The following is a 19,987-nucleotide window of genomic DNA, read 5'->3' as shown; positions in this document are numbered from 1 at the left end:
TTGCTATTTGCACATAACTTCGCCTAGACAAATTAAACCCGCTCAATCACCAACGCGATCCCCTGCCCCACTCCTATGCACAAACTCACTACCGCATAACGACCTGAAATCCGCTGCAACTGGCGCGCGGCGGTCAACACCAAACGTGCGCCCGATGCGCCCAAAGGATGACCCAATGCGATGGCGCCACCATTCGGATTAATCCGCTCATCGTGCGCAGCCAAATTCAATTGTTTTAAACACGCTAAGACTTGCGGCGCGAAGGCTTCGTTAATTTCAATCACATCCATCTGCGACAACGCTAAACCTGCTCGCTCCAACGCTTTAGGAATTGCAAGCGCAGGACCAATTCCCATTACCCGCGGCAAAACACCGACTACCGCAGCCAATAATATCCGCGCTAATGGAGCACGTTGCAACGATAACGCGCTTTGCTCATCACCGAGCAATAACAACGCAGCACCATCATTAATGCCCGATGCATTTCCAGCAGTAACCACGCCATTGGTATTCAACGCTTTTAATCTGGCAAGCGAAGCCAAATTGCTGTCCGGACGTGGATGCTCGTCTTGGCTCACTTGCTCATTATTTTTATGGACGCTTTTGGCAGAAATCGTTACCGCTGAAATTTCATCGGCAAAAAAATCGGCTTTCAATGCGGCGTTATATTTCGCTTGCGACGTTGCGGCAAAATGATCGGATTGGTCGCGCGAGATTGCGAAATCCTGCGCCAAATTATCAGCCGTTTGCGCCATCGTAGGATCGCCAAAGCGCGCCACGATAGCAGGATTGGGAAAGCGTGAACCGATAGTGCTATCAAACATTTGCGCGTCGCGCCCAAACGCTTGTGTCGCCTTCGCCATCACAAACGGAGCGCGACTCATGCTCTCCACACCACCGGCTAACAACAAATTACCTTCGTTGAGCTTAATCGCGCGCGCTGCGTCAATCACCGCCGCTAATCCACTGCCGCACAAACGGTTCACCGTTTGCCCAGCAACCGAGACCGGCAATCCCGCGGCTAACACAACATGGCGCGCCACATTGCGCGAATCTTCGCCAGATTGATTGGCGCAACCTAAAATCAAATCGTCGATTTGGCTGCCGTCCAACCCCGCGCGCGCCAGCAACGTTTGCGCGAGGCCAGCAACCAGATCATCCGGTCGAACACTAGACAGCGTTCCGCCATAACGTCCAAACGGAGTACGCAATCCATCGTAGAGGTAAGCCTGTTTCATCTTGATTTCTCGGTTAGGTTTTGAAGCGCTATTGTGGCTTGAGCGACCAAAAAAGATAATGAAAAATAATAGCCGACATCCACAATGCGCGGCGCACTGAATGTGAACTTGATTTGCTTTACAGGACACAATAATGCGCTGAAAAACGACGAGACGAAAAAAAAGACCGTCTATTTTCAAGACAGTCTTTTTAATCTAATGCTGGTCGGAGTACAAGGATTCGAACCTTGGACCCCCTGGTCCCAAACCAGGTGCGCTACCGGGCTGCGCTACACTCCGAAGAAGCAAGATTATACTTTTCCATGCGGCAAGCGTCAATCAGTTTCTAGGTATTTTGCGAGAAATCGCGATCACTTATATAAAAGCTGTCCCAATAAAGCGCATTGACAACAAAACAAACACGAACCTAAAATCGTTGCCGGTACGATATATTTCTAAAACCAAACGTTTAGTGACAAGTTTTTTTAACGCACCGCTGACCAGCAGCCTATCCAATCGCCTAAAAAATAAGCACTACCTTCATCTTATAAAGAGACCACCATGTTAAAAAAAAATCCAATGAGACGCGGACTTGTCGCCGTCCTCATGTGCTTTGCTGCATCCAGCTCGCACGCAGACAGCGCTGCCGCAACAATCACCAACGGCTTTGTGATCGAGCCACAAACGATGAATCGCTCGGTCGATGCGTGTAGCGATTTTTTTGAATTCTCAAACGGTCAGTGGATTAAGGACAATCCTATTCCAGCAGATCGCTCACGTTACAGCGCTTACGATGAAGTGACTGAACGCAATTTAACAGCACTAAAAGCCATCGCGGAAGAAGCAGCGAAAAACGTCGCCAACCGTAATCCAACGAGCTCGCCGGCTGAAAAAATAGTCGGCGCTTATTTTTTAAGCGGCATGGACGAAGCCGGTATTGAAGCCGCTGGCATAAAACCTTTAGCCCAAGGCTTAGAGCAAATCGCCGCCATCAAGCAGCGCTCCGATCTGATCAGCGTCATCGCCCAACAACACAAAACCGGAGCTGGCCCGCTGTTCGGCTTCTATATTGATCAAGATGCCAAAAACACGCTGCGCTATATCACTCAACTCACGCAAGGCGGATTAGGTTTGCCGGACCGCGATTACTATTTAAAGAGCGATGCCAAAACACGAGAAATTCGCGCTAAATACGTCACCCATTTAGAAACTATTTTCGGCCTATTAGGCGACGCACCGGATGTTGCCAAACATAACGCGGCCACCGTTTTAAAAATCGAAACGCGCTTAGCCCGCGCTTCGATGAGCAAAATTGAGCTACGCGATCCGCAAGCCTCATACCACTTAATGGATCTCAAAGGCTTGGGCAAAATCGATCCGCACACCGATTGGGCTAATTACTTCAATCAACTCGGCTTAGCACAGCCTGGCGACATCAACGTCGCTCAACCCAAATTCTTCGCTGAAGCTGGACGCATGCTATCCACCGTCAGCCTAGCCGACTGGCAAACTTATTTGCGCTGGAATCTAGCCCACGCAACAGCGCGCGATTTATCGTCGGCGTTTGTCAATGCCAACTTTGAATTTTATGGTCGCACTCTGCAAGGCACTAAAGAACTTAGTCCACGTTGGAAGCGCGTGTTGGGTAATATTGACCGCAGCGTGGGCGATGCCATGGGCGAATTGTATGTCGCTAAATTCTTCAGCCCAGAAGCCAAAGCCGGTGTGCTCGATATGGTCAACAACATCAAAGTCGCGATGCACGACAGCATACTCAAATTGGATTGGATGAGCGACGCGACCAAGCAGCAAGCAATCAAAAAGCTTGATGCCATCAACGTCAAAATTGGCTACCCCGATCATTGGCGCGATTACAGCAGTTTGGTCATTGATACGACTTCATACGCCAACAACAATATGCGCGCCAATGAATTTGAATTTAAGCGCATGATCGCCAAGCTAGGCAAACCCATCGACCGCAACGAATGGGGCATGACTGCGCCAACTGTCAACGCCTATTACAACCCCACCATGAACGAAATCGTGTTCCCGGCTGGGATTTTGCAACCGCCGCTCTATCATTTAAAAGCTGACTTAGCCGCCAACTACGGCAACACCGGCGCGACCATCGGACATGAAATGACGCACGCATTTGACGACGAAGGTCGCCAATTTGATGCCGACGGCAATCTGAAAAGCTGGTGGACTAAGGACGATGAAAAGAACTTCATCAAACGCGCTGCCGCGATTGAAAAGCAATTCGATGAATTCAACCCTATCGACCAATTGCACATCAACGGCAAACTCACCGCCGGTGAAAACATCGCCGATTTGGGCGGCATGAAGATTGCACTGCAAGCGTTAAGAACCGCCGTAAAAGCGCAACCGCAACCCGAGTTGATCGACGGATTCACGCAAGAACAGCGCTTCTTTATCGCCAACGCGCAAAGCTTCCGCTCCTTGGCCCGACCAGAGCAACTGCGCTTGCAATTAGCGACCGATCCACATGCGCCCGACTATGCGCGCGTGTTGGCTCCGATTGCGAATATGCCAGAGTTCACGGCGGCATTTAGCTGCCCTGCATCGACCTCGCCGTTGCGTCCCATCGAGAAGCGAGTTTTGATTTGGTAATTGATTTTTAGCTGGTAAAGAAAAAGGCGTATTTTCTAAAGAAATACGCCTTTTTTATTTCATGGCAGCGTCCGCCTTGGGGAACCCTCAATAGTAATTAACGCCAAGCTAAATCAGCGCTGCATACTATCCCAGACTTTTTGCAAACGCTTAGCCGACACCGGCATCGGTGTTTTCAGTTCCTGAGCAAACAAGGACACGCGCAATTCCTCCAACATCCAACGGTATTCCTGCAACTTAGGATCGCTGGTCTTGGCCTGCGCGGTCGTGCGCTGCCAACCAGAAGCCGCCTCATTCCACTCCTGCATTAACTTGGCATCACGCGCCGGATCGCCGCGCATTTTTTCCAAACGTACCGAAATCGCTTTCAGATAACGCGGGAAATGAGTCAACTGCGTGTAGGGCGTTTCCAAGATAAAGCGCTTAGTCAACAAAGCCTGCAATTGCGCTTGCATATCAGATGTGGCGGGCGATTTGCTGCCTTGTAATTTTTTCGGCAAACTAAAATGCTCGGCCAAAATAATTCCAACCAAACGAGCAATCTCATTGGCCAATAAATTCAATCTTGGCCTGCCCTGCTCTTTGCGCTGATTAAATTCATCGGCATTTTTAGGTAAAGGCTGCTGCAAAAATGCGCGATCAAAAGCCAATTCAATAATTTGGCTACGCAATTCTTCTTGCGAACCCAAACTCATAAATTGCATTCCCATTTGCTGCAAATTGGGAATATTTTTTTCTAAAAATTTCGACTGTTCTTTTAGCTGCAACGCAAACAAACGCATCAAGCCAGTGCGATGCGTTTTGGCCGCAACATCAGGATCATCAAATACTTGAATCTGGCAGCTACTGCCTTTATCGACCAAGGCTGGATAACCAATTAAGGTTTGCTTACCTTGCGCGATTTCTAACAGTTCAGGCAATTCCCCGAACGTCCACGCGGTAATATTTTCGCTTTGAATTGCACCTTGATTGCTGCTTTGGTTAGAAACAGACTTAACTGCTTGAGCGCTTTGCTTGTTAGGAACAGATTGATTGGCAACCAAACCGCTAGAGACCAACTTATTGACCGAGTCCGCGCCGGATTGTTTTTCCTGCACCAACTTCTGAAAACTCTCACGCGCACTAGCACCCAACTCAACGCGCAAGCTGGCAAGATTGCGCCCCATTTCCAACTGCCGATTATGTTCATCCACAATCTTAAAATTCATCACCAAATGAGCGGGAATAGTTTCAAATTTAAAATCCGACGATTTGGTTTGAATACCAGTTTGCTCGCGTATATCAGCGATCAATACATCTAAAAAATTCCCCACGCCGAATTCGGTACGTTCGCAAAAACCAGCGGCGTAATCAGGGATTGGCACACAATGACGGCGGATTTTTTGGGGCAATGATTTGAGCAGCAATTGCACCTTTTCCTTCAACATACCGGGAACCAGCCAATCGCAGCGCTCAATAGAAATTTGGTTTAATGCAAACAGCGGCACCGTCATGGTCACGCCATCACGCGGGCTACCTGGCTCAAAATGGTAGCTGAGCTGCAGCTCGGTTCCGGCCTGTGCAATTTTTTTCGGGAATACGTCGGTGGTCACGCCCGCCGCTTCATGGCGCATTAAATCATCGCGCTTTAAATACAATAATTTCGAATTTTTTTGAGTCGCTTCTTTATGCCACTTCTCGAAGGTAATGCCATTAAAAATCCCTTGCGGAATGTGCTGATCGTAAAACGCATAAATCAAACTATCATCCACCAACACATCGACCCGACGCGATTTATGCTCTAAATTTTCAATCTCGCGCAGCAGTTGCTGGTTGTGTGCGAAGAATGGTGCGCGGGTATCAAATTCGCCCGCCACCAAGGCATCACGAATAAAAATCTCACGCGCTTCGGTAGGATGAGTTAATCCGTATTGGATACGACGTTGGCTATACACAACCAAGCCATACAGTGTGGCGCGTTCAAAGGCGGAAACTTGATTGGCACGCTTTTCCCAACGCGGTTCACTGACATTTTTCTTCAGTAAATGCGCGCCGATTTTCTCCAACCATTCCGGTTGAATTTGCGCGATGCAGCGCGCATACAAACGGCTGGTATCGACCAGTTCCGCTGCCATAATCCAACGTCCCGCTTTTTTAACTAATTGCGAACCGGGCCAGATATTAAATTTAATGCCGCGCGCGCCGAGGTACTGCGTCGATTCATCGCCTTTAAAGCCTAAATTACCCAACAAGCCGGTTAGCAGCGCGGTATGCAATTGTTCATAAGTCGCTGGCGCTTCGTTGAGACGCCAACCTTGCTCCTTAACGATTGTTAATAGCTGGGAATGGACTTCACGCCATTCGCGTAAGCGCATCTGGGACAGAAAATTATCGCGGCAATTTTGCTGTAACAAGCGATTGGATTTTTTATGCAAAATCGCTTCTTCAAACCATGTCCATATTTTTAAATAACTGACAAATTCGGATTTGTCGTCCGCGAATTTTTTATGCGCCAAATCCGCTGCCGCTTGCGCTTCCATCGGACGATCGCGCGGGTCTTGCACCGATAGAGCCGCCGCGATAATTAACACTTCTGACAAACTTTGCTGCTCAGATGCCGCCAAAATCATGCGCCCAATGCGCGGGTCTAGCGGCAGCTTAGCTAATTTAATCCCCAGCGGCGTGAGTTTATTTTCTTCATCCAACGCACCGAGTTCTTGCAGCAATTGATAGCCATCGGCAATGGCACGACCTTGTGGCGCTTCGATAAAGGGGAAACGCTCTACATCGGTTAAATGCAGCGAACGCATGCGTAAAATAACGGCGGCCAAGGACGAGCGCAAAATCTCTGGTTCAGTGAAAGGTAGGCGCGCTTTGAAGTCGTGTTCTTCGTATAAACGAATGCACACGCCTGCGGCAACCCGACCGCATCGACCAGCACGTTGATTGGCCGCCGATTGCGCAATCGCTTCAACTTGCAATTGCTCGACTTTATTGCGGTAGCTGTAGCGCTTGACCCGCGCTAAGCCGGTATCGACGACAAACCGGATACCCGGAACAGTCAACGACGTTTCGGCCACGTTGGTCGCCAAAACAATGCGTCGCGCGTTGGTGCTGCGGAATACGCGGTCTTGTTCCTGTGCGGACAGTCGTGCGAACAAAGGTAATATTTCGACGTGCGCGGGATGGTGCTTGCGCAGGGCTTCCGCCGCGTCGCGGATTTCTCGCTCGCCCGGTAAAAACACCAACACATCGCCCGAACCCAAGCGACACAGTTCATCGACCGCATCGGTAATGGCAGTCATCAGATCGCGCTCTTTATCCTTTTCGCCTTCTTGCACTGGGCGATAGCGCACTTCGACCGGATAAAGTCGGCCCGATACTTCTAGTACCGGCGCTGGCTTGTCTGGCGTGCCAAAATGTTGCGCGAATCGGTTCGCGTCGATCGTGGCGGATGTGATGATGACTTTTAAATCAGGGCGCTTCGGTAATAACTGTTTTAGGTAACCGAGCAAGAAATCAATATTTAAGCTGCGCTCATGCGCCTCATCGATGATGATGGTGTCGTATTGTTTTAATAAGGGATCGCCCTGAGTTTCGGCCAGCAGAATCCCGTCCGTCATCAATTTGATCGACGCGCCTTTGGACAATGTATCGGTGAATCGCACTTTAAAACCGACATGCACACCCAAGTCTGAACCCAGTTCTTGCGCCAAGCGTTTCGCGGTAGACGATGCGGCGATGCGGCGCGGTTGAGTGTGACCGATTAAACCAGCGGTGCCGCGTCCGAGCTCCAAGCAAATTTTCGGCAACTGCGTGGTTTTTCCTGAACCCGTTTCGCCGCACAAAATGATGACTTGATGATCACGAATCGCGTTGGCGATCTCTTCCCTTTTGCCAGAAACGGGCAATTCCTCGGGAAAGGTAATCGTTGGCAAAGGGTTACGGAAAGGCACAGGCTTGGCTTCCGGTTTGGAATTTTGCTGGTGTCGTGCTCGCTGGGCGGGATGTTTGGGCTTGCCTGCACTGTGCGGTGCGGCAGAATGCGCGGGTTTAGCTGGTGTCGTCATAGGGACAGGATTATAAATTGTTTTGGCCTCAGTATTAAGTTCCGCTATGCAGCATAGATAAATTCTACTTATAATTCGGCACATGGAAAATGCCGAACAATTCGTACAATGGCTGCGCTCGGTCGCACCCTATATTCATGCCTTTCGCGGAAAAACCTTCGTGGTCGCTTTCCCGGGTGAGCTCGTCGTTGCTGGCGTTTTACCTTTTTTAGCGGAAGATTTATCGTTGCTGCACGCGCTCGGTATCAAAATCGTGATCGTGCACGGGTCGCGCCCGCAGGTTGCTGAGCAACTCGCCTTGCGTAACGTCGAAGGCCGTTTCCATAATGGCATCCGCATTACCGATACCGCAGCGCTTGAATGCTCAAAAGAAGCCGCCGGTGAATTGCGCTTGGACATTGAAGCGGCATTTAGCCAAGGTCTGCCAAATACGCCAATGGCGCATTCTGAAATCCGCATTATTTCAGGCAATTTCGTCACCGCCCGGCCGATCGGGATTGTGAACGGTATCGATTACGGTCTGACCGGTATGACCCGTAAAATCGCTTCCGAAACCATCCATCGCATTTTAGATACTGGTAACTTGGTGCTGCTGTCGCCGCTCGGATTCTCACCAACTGGCGAAGCATTTAACGTCACGATGGAAGATGTCGCAGTCTCAGCAGCCACGGCGCTCAATGCTGACAAACTGATCTTCATTACCGAAACGCCGATGTTGTGCGATAAAGATGGCGATGAGATGCGCGAGCTTTCATCGCAACAAGCCAAGGCCGAAATCGCCGCCAATTATTTGCCCGCCGACGGCGCCTATTATTTAGAGCACGGCATCAAAGCCACCAACGCTGGCGTTCCGCGGGTGCACATCGTGCCGTTTAAATTGGATGGTTCGGCGCTGCTAGAATTATTTACCCACGATGGCGTAGGCACGATGATTACCTACGAAAATCTGGAAAGCCTGCGTGAAGCAACGATTGATGATATCGGCGGTATTATTGAATTGATTGAGCCGCTCGAAGCCGATGGAACATTAGTCAAACGGGGCCGCGAATTGATCGAGCGCGAGATCAATTACTTCTCGGTCATTGAGCATGACAATGTTATTTTCGGTTGCGCGGCGCTGTATCCCTTCCCCGCCGAAGGCATGGCTGAGATGGCTTGCTTAACGGTCAATCCGGACGTACAAAGCCAAGGCGATGGCGAGCGTATTTTGAAACACATGGAAAAACGCGCCCGCCGCGCCGGATTCTCCAAATTATTTGTATTAACTACCCGCACCGCGCATTGGTTCCTAAAACGCGGCTTCGTCATGGCAACGGTAGATGATTTACCCAAAGATAGACAACGCATGTATAACTGGCAGCGTAAGTCCATCGTCCTCATTAAACAACTGTAACTGGAGTCACCATGAGTCGCATGATTCAATGTATTAAATTAAACAAAGAAGCCGAAGGCTTAGACTTTCCACCTTACCCGGGTGAATTGGGCAAAAAGATTTATGAAACCGTGAGCAAAGAAGCATGGGCAGCGTGGTTAAAACACCAAACCATGTTGGTCAACGAAAATCGCTTAAATCTCGCTGACGTGCGCGCCCGCAAATATTTAGCCACGCAAATGGAAAAACATTTCTTCGGCGATGGCGCGGATGCCGCCACCGGTTATGTACCGCCGACTGAATAAGTAGTTAGCTACACTCAATAAAAAAACCGCTCTATCTTTAACGATGAGCGGTTTTTTTATTCAGCAAAATTTAGCTGGGTTTAGCACGTTTAAAACGTCAACGTCTTTACTCCATCTTCCATCCCCAACAGACAAACATTGGCGCCCTGCTTAGCAAATAAGCCAACTGTCACTACACCGACAATATTGTTCATCAACGCTTCCATCGCCACCGGATTGGCGATTTGCATGCCGTGCACATCCAAAATCATGTTGCCGTTATCAGTAATTAAAGGATGACCGTCCTTTAAGCGCAATTTAGCTTCGCCGCCTAATAGATTCAATTGACGTGCAACGGCTGCTTGCGCCATCGGGATGACTTCGACTGGCAACGGGAATTTGCCCAATACTTTGACCAGTTTGGAGCCGTCAGCGATGCAGACGAATTTCTCTGCTACCGATGCCACGATTTTCTCGCGCGTTAAGGCTGCGCCGCCGCCTTTAATCATCGCACCGTTGGCGTCAATTTCATCCGCGCCATCAATATATACCGGCATCGAAATCACATCATTTAAATCAAATACTTTAATTCCATGCGAACGTAAGCGCGCTGCGGTGGCTTCGGATGAGGCTACTGTGCCGGTAATGGTGTCCTTGATTTTCGCCAGCTCATCGATGAAAAAATTGGCGGTGGAGCCGGTGCCTACGCCGACGATTTGTCCAGGTACGACATATTCAATTGCGGCGCGAGCGACGGCTTGTTTCAATTCATCTTGGGTCATTGCAGTATCCTGTTGCAGTTCAATAATGGCGCTATTTTACTGGTTGCGCGCGGGTTGATCTACACAAATTGATCCAGACAAAATAACGCTTAAGCGATACACTGCCGTATTTTCCGCCAACTTCTTCCTATAAGGTGCCTTATGCATTTAGACCAGCCGCTCTCAGATAAAGAATTTGACGAACTTGATAACTTTTTAATGTCCGATGCCGTCGGTGACGAAGGCATGACGATGGACGCGTTGCACGGCTATTTAACCGCCATTGCCATCGGGCCTGAGTTCATTCCTTTGTCAGAATGGCTACCGAATGTGTGGGGACTTGAAGACGACGAGCAGCCTAAGTTCACCTCGGACAAACAAGCCGAACGCATCATTAATCTGATCGCACGCTTTTCTAACGAAGTAATGATTACCTTTGAAGTCGCACCGAAAGAATTTGAACCGCTGTTCTGCGTTTATGACTTGGACGGCAAAGAAATCATCGATGGCGAAGCGTGGGCTTGGGGCTTTTGGGAAGGCATGCAATTGCGCGCCGATGCGTGGGAAGCGATTAAATCCACTTCACTTGAGCCTTTATTGCGCCCAATCTATTTACTCGGTGCGGATGAAATCACCGAAGAAGAGACAAAATTAGTCGATGAACCAAGCAAATGCCATAAGTTATCAATCGAAGTCGAAGCGGCAATTCCACATATTCACCAATACTGGTTACCACTGCGTACTTCTGGCGTTGGCACCGTCAAACGCGACGCGCCGAAGCAAGGCCGCAACGACATTTGCAATTGCGGCAGCGGCAAGAAATACAAAAACTGCTGCGGAGCCGGTCCAACAGTGCATTAATAGCGCCCCAAAGCGCATTTAGAGTTCACAAAAAAGCCGCCACATCTCAACAATGTGGCGGCTTTTTGTTTGGACTTTATCGGAATTAAGGCACGATGAAATGTTCGCGGTAGTAGCGCAATTCTTCTACCGATTCAATGATATCGGCCATTGCGGTATGTTTTTGATGCTTTTTAAAGCCTTTAATCAAATCGGGTTTCCAGCGGCGGCACAATTCTTTTAAGGTCGATACATCCAGATTGCGATAGTGGAAAAACTCCTCCAGCTTAGGCATGCCGCGCACCATAAAGCGGCGGTCTTGGCAGATGGAATTGCCGCACATGGGCGATTTACCGGCTGGGACGTATTGTTTGAGGAAGGCGATCAACTGCTTTTCTGCTTCGGCTTCGGTCACTGTTGAGGCTTTGACACGGTCAATTAAACCAGAGCGGCCATGCGTACCTTTGTTCCAGTTATCCATTTTGTCCAAGGTTTCATCGCTTTGGTGAATGGCAAACACTGGGCCTTCAGCCAAAATATTGAGTTCCATATCGGTCACTAACACGGCAACTTCGATGATGCGATCGTTATCGGGATCAAGTCCGGTCATTTCCATATCGACCCAAACCAGATTAAATTCATTCGGCTTGGCTGGAGGAGTTGCGGGTAAAATACTCTCTTGTGACATAATTATTCCTTGGCGCGCTGGCGCAATTTCAATTTTATAAAGTATTCATTGATACCGAGCCGAGTTAAGGATCGCTATGATCTTAGCCACTCAGGTTCCCATCGAATTTAACTAGTTTAGTCGATGGAGTTGATTTCGGTATGGGTTCAATTCAATTAATAGTCCGCTATTTTCTCACAGGAGCAGCATGGATTCATTTGCATTTTCAGTATTGTTTATCGTTTTCTTGAGTTTGAGCTTAGGTTGCCGCTTCTGGTTAGCCTCGCGCCAAATTCGTCACGTACAACAACACCGCAACGCTGTTCCACCCCAATTCGCTGAAAAAATCACGCTTGAATCGCATCAAAAAGCGGCCGATTACACCGTTGCCAAAGCCAAATTAGGTTTGATCGATCTGTTCATGGGCGCAGCCGTTTTACTGGCGCTGACCTTATTCGGCGGCTTGCAATGGCTCTCCGCGCATCTAATCCCACTTTTGGGAGTCGGAATGAGCTATCAAATCGGCTTATTAGTGAGCTTCACTGTAATTACTAGTCTCATCGATTTGCCGCTCGATTATTACCGCCAGTTTGTGCTGGAAGAAAAATTCGGCTTTAACAAAATGTCGGTGCGACTGTATTTTACTGACATGATTAAAAACACTCTTATCGGTGCCGTAATCGGTTTGCCGTTATGCTGGATCGTCCTAAAGTTGATGGGCAGTGCGGGCGATTTATGGTGGCTGTATGCGTGGTTGGTCTGGAGCGGATTTCAATTATTGATGATGGTACTTTACCCGACTTTTATCGCGCCACTATTTAACAAATTTAAACCGCTCGAAGACGATAGTTTAAAAAACCGAATCGAAGGCTTGATGCAGCGCACTGGCTTTGCATCCAAAGGCTTGTTCATCATGGATGGCTCCAAACGCAGCGCGCACGGCAATGCTTATTTCTCCGGCTTTGGCGCATCAAAACGCATCGTGTTTTTTGATACGCTCATCGAGCGTTTAGCGCCGCAAGAAATCGAAGCCGTGCTAGCGCATGAATTAGGTCACTTTAAGAAAAAGCACATCATCAAACGCATCGCTTTAATCTTTATTTTGTCGCTCGGTTTTTTAGCCTTGCTCGGCTATCTCAAACAGCAAATTTGGTTCTACACCGGCTTGGGCGTTGAGCCAATCATCATCGGCAATGGCAGCAGTAACGACGCCATGGCCTTGTTATTATTTATGCTGACGTTGCCGTTGTTTACTTTTTTCTTCTCACCGATTAGCGCCATCAGTTCGCGCAAACACGAGTTTGAAGCCGACGAATTTGCCGCGCATCACACCAACGCCAACGACCTCGTTTCGGCGCTGGTAAAAATGTACGACGACAACGCCTCAACCTTAACGCCTGATCCGTTGCACTCAACGTTTTATGACAGCCATCCCTCGGCGTCCGTGCGGATCGCACATTTAAAACAACAGTTATCACTTTCAATTAACTCTGGAACACAACAACATGCCTAGTACCGCAGATTTATTGGCTCGCAAATGCCAGCACACTGAAACCGCTCTAGCCGATTCCGAATTAAACGCTTATTTAGCTGCTGTCCCGGGTTGGGAATTGGCTGGCCCGCGCATCGTCAAAAAATACCAGTTCAAAAATTATTACGAAACGTTAGCCTTCATGAATGCGATTGCCTACGTCATCCACGCTGACGATCATCATCCTGAAATCACACTGACCTACAACCAATGCCTGATTAAATTCGACACGCACAGTGTCAATGGCGGCAAAGGTGGCTTATCGGTCAACGACTTTATTTGCGCGGCCAAAGTCGATGCTATTTATCAGCAGTCGTTTTCTTGATGACTAAATTATTTGGCACCGTCATGGCAGCCCATGGGCGCCATTATTTAGTCGAAGCGGATTCGGTATTATTCAATTGCGTCACGCGCGGCAAAAAAAGTGATGTGGCAGTCGGCGACGTGGTGGAATACAAACTGACGTCAAAAAACCAAGGCGTGATTGAAGCGATTACCGAACGCAAAACCTTGTTGTACCGTTCCGATCAATATCGCTCTAAATTATTGGCCGCTAATCTCACCCAATTGTTTATTGTTGTCGCAACCGAACCCGGGTTTTCGGACGATTTAATCTCACGCGCCTTGGTCGCCGCCGAAGCTGGCGGCATCAAGCCGCATTTGGTGCTCAATAAAATTGACGTGCTCGATTTGCTGCCGCATGCCAAACGCCGCTTAGAGACTTACCAAGCAATGGGTTATCCAGTCCATTTGGTGTCGGCTAAAACCAATCCAGAACAAACGCTAGCAACCTTAATGCCGCTGCTAGAAGGTCAATCGACGATTTTGATCGGCCAATCGGGCATGGGAAAATCGTCGCTCATCAATTTGCTCATTCCTGACGCCGAAATCGCCACCCGTGAGATTTCCGCCGCGCTGGATACCGGCAAGCACACCACCACCTTTGTGCGCTCGTATCATCTCAATGCCAACAGCATCATTATTGATTCGCCCGGCTTCCAAGAATTTGGCTTGCATCATTTGACCGAGGGGATGTTGGAACGCGCTTTCCCCGAATTCCGCCCGCATTTGGGCCACTGCAAATTCTATAACTGCCACCATCACACCGAGCCAGGCTGCGCGGTTTTGGCGGCGGTAGCATCCGGTGACATTACCAAAATGCGGCATGAAATGTACGAGCAACTGGTACACGAAGCGGCACAGACCTTGGGTTATAAATAAATCACCAGCGCGATCTTCTCAATCGCGCCACTCTCACCTATTTCACACTGAGCTTGATGTAGCTCATTTTCGAATGAGTTCGTCAGGTGTATTCTTGCGCCAAACTTACCCAAACCAATTTGCTCTGGCATTTCCGTATCGATTCGCCAGCAGTTTTAATCGCTCCGCCAGATGAATAACTCTCAACTACTTGCACCACCAATCGCGCGCCACAGCCTATTCGAAGACGCGCTCGCCATAGTTACTGGCACGCTCATCGTTGCCTTAGGTGTCGCCATTTATGGCAAGGCGGGCTTGGTAACAGGCGGCACAGTTGGATTGTCGTTCTTGCTGCATTACGCCAGCGGGATTAGTTTTGGTCGGTTATTTTTTGTCTTGAATTTGCCGTTCTATGCGCTTTCCATCAAAAAAATGGGCTGGAAATTTACCCTCAAAACGTTCTGCGCAGTGTTGCTGCTGGCGGGCTGGTCAGAAATGATGCCGTTGGTGTTACGACTCGATGGATTAAATCCATTGTATGCGGCGGTGATTGGTGGGCTCTTGATGGGAGTTGGATTGCTGATTTTATTCCGCCACAAATCGAGCTTAGGCGGAATCAATATTTTGGTGCTATTTCTGCAAGAACGTTTTGGCGTTCGGGCCGGCCTGGTGCAATTGGGAATTGATGGATTGATTTTGTTGCTTTCGATTCCTCTGCTGTCTGCAACCTCGCTCGCGTTATCGATTCTTGGGGCGGTGGCGTTGAATATGACGCTCGCAATTAATCATCACCCCGAACGTTACATTGCCATTTAATACATTATTTCATCCAAATTGGATTTAACGAATTCTGCGCAGCGAATAAAGCAAACCGACTTTTATCAAGAAATAGTAATTTTTACCAAAATTTAATTTGAAATTAGCAGAAAATTTCCGATGAATGCGAAATTTTCACCGTCAAGTTAGGGCGTGAGCTCCAATAATCCCCTATAATCAATGCCGATTCTGACAACTACACAGCACAACTCGGCTGCATCAATTCCTAGTCAATTCAATACTGATCTGTCACTTCGCCTCGGATAATTTAGCTGCCAGCTCAGCTCAATCGCAATTCATTTCGGCGAACTAGCAAACACATTGTTTTACCTAATGGGAAATATCGCCTAGCGGTGCTTATTCAATTATGGCAATCAAACACTTCCTGCAGTTAGCTGACTTTACCTTAGACGAATTTAATTACGTGATGGAACGTGCGCGCATTATTAAACGCAAATTCAAAGAGTACCAAATCTACCATCCGTTATTAGACCGAACCTTAGTCATGGTGTTTGAAAAAAATTCCACTCGCACTCGCTTGTCGTTTGAAGCCGGCATGCACCAACTCGGCGGCGCGGCGATTTACCTCAACACACGCGATAGCCAACTAGGCCGCGGCGAACCGGTTGAGGATGCAGGACAAGTGATGTCGCGCATGTGCGACATCATTATGATTCGTACCTTTGGCCAAGACATTATTGAACGCTTTGCCGCGCATTCGCGCGTACCGGTCATTAACGGGCTGACCAACGAACATCATCCTTGCCAAGTATTTGCCGATGTATTTACCTACATTGAACATCGCGGCTCTATCGCAGGCAAGAAAGTCGCTTGGGTCGGCGACGCCAACAATATGCTGTATTCGTGGTTGCAAGCCGCACAAATTTTTGATTTCCATCTCAATATTTCAACGCCCAAAGGCTATGAAGTTGATCTGTCGCGCGTCCCCAAAGAACAAACCAATTACACGCTGTTTGATAATCCAAGCGATGCGTGCGAAGGCGTTTCATTGGTCAATACCGACGTGTGGACTAGCATGGGTTATGAGGCCGAAAATCAAGCGCGCTTAAAAGCATTTGACGGTTGGATAGTCGATCAAGCCAAAATGTCACGCGCCCTACCCGACGCCTTATTCATGCACTGTTTGCCAGCACATCGCGGCGAAGAAGTCTCCGCTGAAGTCATCGACGGCCCGCAATCGGTCGTGTGGGACGAAGCCGAAAACCGTTTGCACATTCAAAAAGCCTTACTCGAATATTTAGTCATTGGACGCGTGGCGTAAGCCGCCCCTTTTCTTTTTATCGAACGACAGAACAACCAACATTTTCCCTTTAGTGAGAAACCTATGAGCGATATTAAAAAAGTAGTTTTAGCGTATTCCGGCGGTCTTGATACTTCCGTTATTTTGAAATGGCTGCAAGACAATTACCAATGCGAAATCGTGACATTCACCGCCGATTTAGGCCAAGGTGAAGAGTTAGAGCCAGCGCGTCAAAAGGCGCTCAAGTTCGGCATCAAACCAGAAAATATTTATATCGACGACTTGCGCGAAGAATTCGTGCGTGACTTTGTGTTCCCGATGTTCCGCGCCAATACCGTGTACGAAGGTGAATATTTACTCGGCACGTCAATCGCCCGTCCTCTCATCGCCAAGCGTTTAATCGATATCGCCAAAGCGACCGGCGCGGATACGATTTCGCACGGCGCAACCGGCAAAGGTAACGACCAGGTGCGTTTTGAATTGGGCGCGTATGCCTTAATGCCAAATGTGAAAGTCATCGCACCTTGGCGCGAATGGGATTTATTGTCGCGTGAAAAATTACTGCAATACGCCCAAGACGCTGGCATCGAAATTGACATGAAACACAAAAATGGCGGCGCACCGTATTCGATGGACGCCAACTTATTGCACATCAGCTTTGAAGGTCGCCATTTAGAAAACCCAAGCGCGGAAGCCGAAGAATCGATGTGGCGTTGGACAGTTAGCCCCGAGGCGGCACCAGACCAGCCAGAATTCTTAGACGTCGAATTTGAAAAAGGCGATATCGTCGCATTGAATGGTGTGCGCATGTCACCAGCAACCGTCTTGACCGAGTTAAATCGTCTGGGCGGCAAACACGGTATTGGTCGTTTGGATTTAGTCGAAAACCGCTACGTTGGAATGAAGTCCCGCGGCTGCTACGAAACGCCAGGCGGCACCATCATGTTACGTGCGCACCGAGCGATTGAATCGATCACTTTAGATCGCGAAGTAGCGCATTTAAAAGACGATTTAATGCCGCGTTACGCCAGCTTAATTTATAACGGCTACTGGTGGGCGCCAGAGCGTTTAGCGCTGCAAACGTTGATCGATCACACGCAACTCAACGTCAACGGCTGGGTGCGTTTGAAACTATACAAAGGCAACGTCACCACCATGTCACGCGACTCCAAAACAGATTCGTTATTTGACATGAACATCGCCACCTTTGACGAAGACGGCGGCGCCTATAACCAAGCCGACGCTGGCGGCTTCATCAAGCTCAACGCATTGCGTATGCGTATCGCCGCCAACGCCAAAGCACGCCGCAAGTAATCCACGCTGCTTGCAACCCAAAGCCGCTCCTGTCATCGACATGGGCGGCTTTTTTATACTCCAGCGCTAAATTTGGTAACGATACACGTCGATACAAAAGCCAACGGCGACGAAACTTTGTTGACACATCAGCCCTCTAGTATGCTCATTAGCACGAGCCAGACCTGCTCTGTTAATTGGAAATCATCATCACTTGGAGGAATTATGAACATGATCAAAAAGCGCGTTTTAATCGGCTGCGCGGCACTTGCATTAGCATCCGCCACCTTGCTCGCAGGAGCGCAAGAGCGTTCAGTGAAAAACTGCAAAGGACAAGCTAACGAACAAGATTGTCGTCAATCTAAAATGGCGGAATTCCAAGCCAAGCATGAAGCCAAATTGCACGACGCGTTAAAAATCACCGCAGCACAAGAGCCCGCATGGAAAACCTTCACCGACAGCATGCGCCCACCAGCACCAACCGCACCGCCAGAAAAATTATCCCGCGCTGACTACGAAAAATTATCCGCGCCTGAACGCATGGAAAAACACATAGCGATGCAGCAAAAGCATCTTGAGCATGCACAAGCCCGCTTAGCTGCATTAAAAACGTTTTATGCTGTGTTGACACCAGAACAGCAAACCACCATGAACAAAGAAGTCGCTCGCATGGAACAGCACCGTCAAGGTGGCAAAGGCCCTTGGGGACACGGCGGTCATTGGGGTGACAAATCGGATCAAGCTCCGCCACCACCAGCGAAATAGTCCTGATATGACGCAGCAAATCGTAGTTGATTAGCTGCTGAAAAACAAAAACCGGGGCAGCAATTGCTCCGGTTTTTTTATTGGCTAAAGTCGAAACAATTTTAGCGCCGCCAATTTTGCCCGCTACTTTTTAACTAGCAATTGGTCGCTTAACTTCACAAGTTCAAGCACGCTTCACCTACAAAATCCTCCGCATTCCAGGTATCGCTAAAATTGGCCATGCAATCGCAAAGCTCAACACCACCGCCGCACTACCAGCCACTAAAAATTTCACGCTATGCGGAATCGGCCAATCACTCAACAACAATCCCAACGTCACAACAACCGGCGGATGAATAATATAGGCGGCGAAAGCGCGCGGTGCCCAATTGCGCCAGCGCGGTGATGGGTTTTGCGCAACGCGGAAGCGCCAAAGCATGCTCAGAATTATTCCCCAAGCGACAAACGGCTCCCAAAATGCATAAGCCAAGGTAGGCAAGCTCCATCCACCATTCGTTTCGAACGGCGCACCTTGGAACGCGCCAGCCAGTATTGCGTAGATAAACAATGAGGGAATCGTCAGCAAGGAAACCAGCAGCCAGCGCTTAGCCATAGTGCCGTCGATATGTTCCAGCCAACGAGAGCGCGCAAAGACGCAGCCGCCAGCGAATAAAACAATGTAGGAAGAAAAATAGCCAATTTGCATCAGCCACAGCTCTTGTCCAACAGGCACCCATAAACGCAAAGCAAACGCGCCCGCGCCAGTGATCAATGCCGCCAGCAATAGCACAAGATGAGTAGGCACCAAATTGGCTGTCAACTTTCTCGTGCCGAGCGCCAAGCGAACGAGTAAATAGACCATGCTAAAGAACAGCAAAGCGGCGGCAAACCAAAGCGGTCCGATTTGAAAAGTCTGGAGGATAATCAGCGATGCCCATGTATCAAAAAAAGGCTTATGGTCGTGGATTCTGGCCAAGGCAAGTGTAAATGGCCCCAAGACAAATCCATAAAACAAAATCGGCAAACCAAGGCGCAGAAGTCGATCCCAAATAAAGCGCATCGAACCTTTTTTGTCATAGGACATAGCGCTGAAATAGCCCGCCAACAAAAAGAAAAAACCCATAAAAAAGGCTTGATTTACCGAGGCGAATAAAGTGAACAAAATGCGCTCAAGCTTAGAATCCGTCTCCATCCGAAAATACCACCCACCCGACCCACCAAACATAATTGCCGTATGATGCAGGATAACCAAAGCAGTCAGAACTACACGAATGCGGTCAAGGAAATCGGTACGATTAGTCAACGTGCTCGTCATAATAAT

At 48.9% G+C, this 19,987-nt stretch carries 16 protein-coding genes and 1 tRNA gene; 11 read left to right on the top strand and 6 right to left on the bottom strand.

The window, feature by feature from the left end; genetic code table 11:
* Positions 1–32 precede the first annotated feature (32 nt).
* Complete coding sequence (locus tag E2I14_RS06730; protein ID WP_133326697.1) at positions 33–1,238, bottom strand: 3-oxoadipyl-CoA thiolase; 1,206 nt, start codon at positions 1,236–1,238, stop codon at positions 33–35.
* Positions 1,239–1,440: 202 nt separating this feature from the next.
* Positions 1,441–1,517: transfer RNA gene (locus tag E2I14_RS06725), tRNA-Pro, on the bottom strand.
* Between the two features lie 279 nt (positions 1,518–1,796).
* Here E2I14_RS06725 and E2I14_RS06720 point away from each other — a divergent pair.
* Complete coding sequence (locus E2I14_RS06720; protein ID WP_165967773.1) at positions 1,797–3,848, top strand: M13 family metallopeptidase; 2,052 nt, start codon at positions 1,797–1,799, stop codon at positions 3,846–3,848.
* A 113-nt stretch (positions 3,849–3,961) separates the two neighbouring features.
* Here E2I14_RS06720 and hrpA read toward each other — a convergent pair whose 3' ends face one another.
* Entirely contained in the window at positions 3,962–7,897 is a 3,936-nt protein-coding gene (gene hrpA / locus E2I14_RS06715; RefSeq protein WP_133326693.1) for an ATP-dependent RNA helicase HrpA, read from the bottom strand.
* An 82-nt stretch (positions 7,898–7,979) separates the two neighbouring features.
* On the opposite strand from hrpA, the gene argA reads away from it, so the two are divergent.
* Positions 7,980–9,290: an amino-acid N-acetyltransferase gene (gene argA / locus E2I14_RS06710; RefSeq protein WP_133326691.1), complete on the top strand. Its 1,311-nt coding sequence runs from the start codon at positions 7,980–7,982 to the stop codon at positions 9,288–9,290.
* Between the two features lie 11 nt (positions 9,291–9,301).
* The gene (locus E2I14_RS06705) at positions 9,302–9,574 is read left to right on the top strand and encodes an oxidative damage protection protein (protein ID WP_133326689.1); all 273 of its coding nucleotides are present in this window, start codon (positions 9,302–9,304) and stop codon (positions 9,572–9,574) included.
* Positions 9,575–9,663: 89 nt separating this feature from the next.
* On the opposite strand, the gene rpiA is transcribed toward E2I14_RS06705, so the two are convergent.
* The gene (gene rpiA, locus E2I14_RS06700; protein WP_133326687.1) at positions 9,664–10,335 is read right to left on the bottom strand and encodes a ribose-5-phosphate isomerase RpiA; all 672 of its coding nucleotides are present in this window, start codon (positions 10,333–10,335) and stop codon (positions 9,664–9,666) included.
* Between the two features lie 141 nt (positions 10,336–10,476).
* Between rpiA and E2I14_RS06695 the strand changes: the two genes are divergently transcribed.
* On the top strand, positions 10,477–11,175 hold the full coding sequence (locus E2I14_RS06695) for a UPF0149 family protein (protein WP_133326685.1): 699 nt from the start codon (positions 10,477–10,479) through the stop codon (positions 11,173–11,175).
* 85 nt (positions 11,176–11,260) lie between these two features.
* Here the strand turns inward: E2I14_RS06695 and orn are convergent, their stop codons facing one another.
* Positions 11,261–11,842: an oligoribonuclease gene (gene orn, locus E2I14_RS06690; RefSeq protein ID WP_133326683.1), complete on the bottom strand. Its 582-nt coding sequence runs from the start codon at positions 11,840–11,842 to the stop codon at positions 11,261–11,263.
* A gap of 187 nt (positions 11,843–12,029) precedes the next feature.
* Between orn and E2I14_RS06685 the strand changes: the two genes are divergently transcribed.
* The 7 genes from E2I14_RS06685 to E2I14_RS06655 all read left to right on the top strand — a co-directional run bounded on the left by E2I14_RS06685 (position 12,030) and on the right by E2I14_RS06655 (position 18,687).
* Positions 12,030–13,334, top strand: a complete 1,305-nt coding sequence (locus tag E2I14_RS06685; RefSeq protein WP_133326681.1) for a M48 family metallopeptidase — start codon at positions 12,030–12,032, stop codon at positions 13,332–13,334.
* Positions 13,327–13,677, top strand: coding sequence for a 4a-hydroxytetrahydrobiopterin dehydratase (locus tag E2I14_RS06680; RefSeq protein WP_133326679.1), 351 nt, complete (start codon positions 13,327–13,329; stop codon positions 13,675–13,677). The genes E2I14_RS06685 and E2I14_RS06680 overlap by 8 nt, the downstream gene beginning before the upstream one ends.
* Positions 13,677–14,573 (top strand): ribosome small subunit-dependent GTPase A, encoded by an 897-nt coding sequence (gene rsgA / locus E2I14_RS06675; protein WP_133326677.1) that lies wholly within the window; start codon positions 13,677–13,679, stop codon positions 14,571–14,573. The genes E2I14_RS06680 and rsgA overlap by 1 nt, the downstream gene beginning before the upstream one ends.
* A gap of 171 nt (positions 14,574–14,744) precedes the next feature.
* On the top strand, positions 14,745–15,368 hold the full coding sequence (locus E2I14_RS06670) for a YitT family protein (protein WP_133326675.1): 624 nt from the start codon (positions 14,745–14,747) through the stop codon (positions 15,366–15,368).
* Positions 15,369–15,735: 367 nt separating this feature from the next.
* Positions 15,736–16,650, top strand: a complete 915-nt coding sequence (gene argF / locus E2I14_RS06665; protein WP_133326673.1) for an ornithine carbamoyltransferase — start codon at positions 15,736–15,738, stop codon at positions 16,648–16,650.
* Positions 16,651–16,713: 63 nt separating this feature from the next.
* Positions 16,714–17,943 carry an argininosuccinate synthase gene (locus E2I14_RS06660; RefSeq protein WP_133326671.1) on the top strand — a complete coding sequence of 410 codons (1,230 nt, stop codon included), beginning with the start codon at positions 16,714–16,716 and terminating at the stop codon, positions 17,941–17,943.
* Between the two features lie 204 nt (positions 17,944–18,147).
* Complete coding sequence (locus E2I14_RS06655) at positions 18,148–18,687, top strand: Spy/CpxP family protein refolding chaperone (protein ID WP_165967772.1); 540 nt, start codon at positions 18,148–18,150, stop codon at positions 18,685–18,687.
* A gap of 178 nt (positions 18,688–18,865) precedes the next feature.
* Here E2I14_RS06655 and E2I14_RS06650 read toward each other — a convergent pair whose 3' ends face one another.
* On the bottom strand, positions 18,866–19,981 hold the full coding sequence (locus E2I14_RS06650; protein WP_133326667.1) for an acyltransferase family protein: 1,116 nt from the start codon (positions 19,979–19,981) through the stop codon (positions 18,866–18,868).
* Positions 19,982–19,987: the final 6 nt, after the last annotated feature.

Origin of the sequence: Sapientia aquatica (genome assembly GCF_004358105.1) — a bacterium.
GTDB classification, from domain to species: domain Bacteria; phylum Pseudomonadota; class Gammaproteobacteria; order Burkholderiales; family Burkholderiaceae_D; genus Solimicrobium; species Solimicrobium aquaticum.
Note: the sequence above shows the minus strand (reverse complement) of the source record. Positions and strands in the feature narration are given on the sequence as shown.

What these genes read in the sequence shown, in the direction of transcription:
- E2I14_RS06730 (WP_133326697.1), bottom strand. Translation starts at nt 1,238, where the DNA reads ATGAAACAGGCTTACCTCTACGATGGATTGCGTACTCCGTTTGGACGT.
- E2I14_RS06720 (WP_165967773.1), top strand. Translation starts at nt 1,797, where the DNA reads ATGAGACGCGGACTTGTCGCCGTCCTCATGTGCTTTGCTGCATCCAGC.
- hrpA (WP_133326693.1), bottom strand. Translation starts at nt 7,897, where the DNA reads ATGACGACACCAGCTAAACCCGCGCATTCTGCCGCACCGCACAGTGCA.
- argA (WP_133326691.1), top strand. Translation starts at nt 7,980, where the DNA reads ATGGAAAATGCCGAACAATTCGTACAATGGCTGCGCTCGGTCGCACCC.
- E2I14_RS06705 (WP_133326689.1), top strand. Translation starts at nt 9,302, where the DNA reads ATGAGTCGCATGATTCAATGTATTAAATTAAACAAAGAAGCCGAAGGC.
- rpiA (WP_133326687.1), bottom strand. Translation starts at nt 10,335, where the DNA reads ATGACCCAAGATGAATTGAAACAAGCCGTCGCTCGCGCCGCAATTGAA.
- E2I14_RS06695 (WP_133326685.1), top strand. Translation starts at nt 10,477, where the DNA reads ATGCATTTAGACCAGCCGCTCTCAGATAAAGAATTTGACGAACTTGAT.
- orn (WP_133326683.1), bottom strand. Translation starts at nt 11,842, where the DNA reads ATGTCACAAGAGAGTATTTTACCCGCAACTCCTCCAGCCAAGCCGAAT.
- E2I14_RS06685 (WP_133326681.1), top strand. Translation starts at nt 12,030, where the DNA reads ATGGATTCATTTGCATTTTCAGTATTGTTTATCGTTTTCTTGAGTTTG.
- E2I14_RS06680 (WP_133326679.1), top strand. Translation starts at nt 13,327, where the DNA reads ATGCCTAGTACCGCAGATTTATTGGCTCGCAAATGCCAGCACACTGAA.
- rsgA (WP_133326677.1), top strand. Translation starts at nt 13,677, where the DNA reads ATGACTAAATTATTTGGCACCGTCATGGCAGCCCATGGGCGCCATTAT.
- E2I14_RS06670 (WP_133326675.1), top strand. Translation starts at nt 14,745, where the DNA reads ATGAATAACTCTCAACTACTTGCACCACCAATCGCGCGCCACAGCCTA.
- argF (WP_133326673.1), top strand. Translation starts at nt 15,736, where the DNA reads ATGGCAATCAAACACTTCCTGCAGTTAGCTGACTTTACCTTAGACGAA.
- E2I14_RS06660 (WP_133326671.1), top strand. Translation starts at nt 16,714, where the DNA reads ATGAGCGATATTAAAAAAGTAGTTTTAGCGTATTCCGGCGGTCTTGAT.
- E2I14_RS06655 (WP_165967772.1), top strand. Translation starts at nt 18,148, where the DNA reads ATGAACATGATCAAAAAGCGCGTTTTAATCGGCTGCGCGGCACTTGCA.
- E2I14_RS06650 (WP_133326667.1), bottom strand. Translation starts at nt 19,981, where the DNA reads ATGACGAGCACGTTGACTAATCGTACCGATTTCCTTGACCGCATTCGT.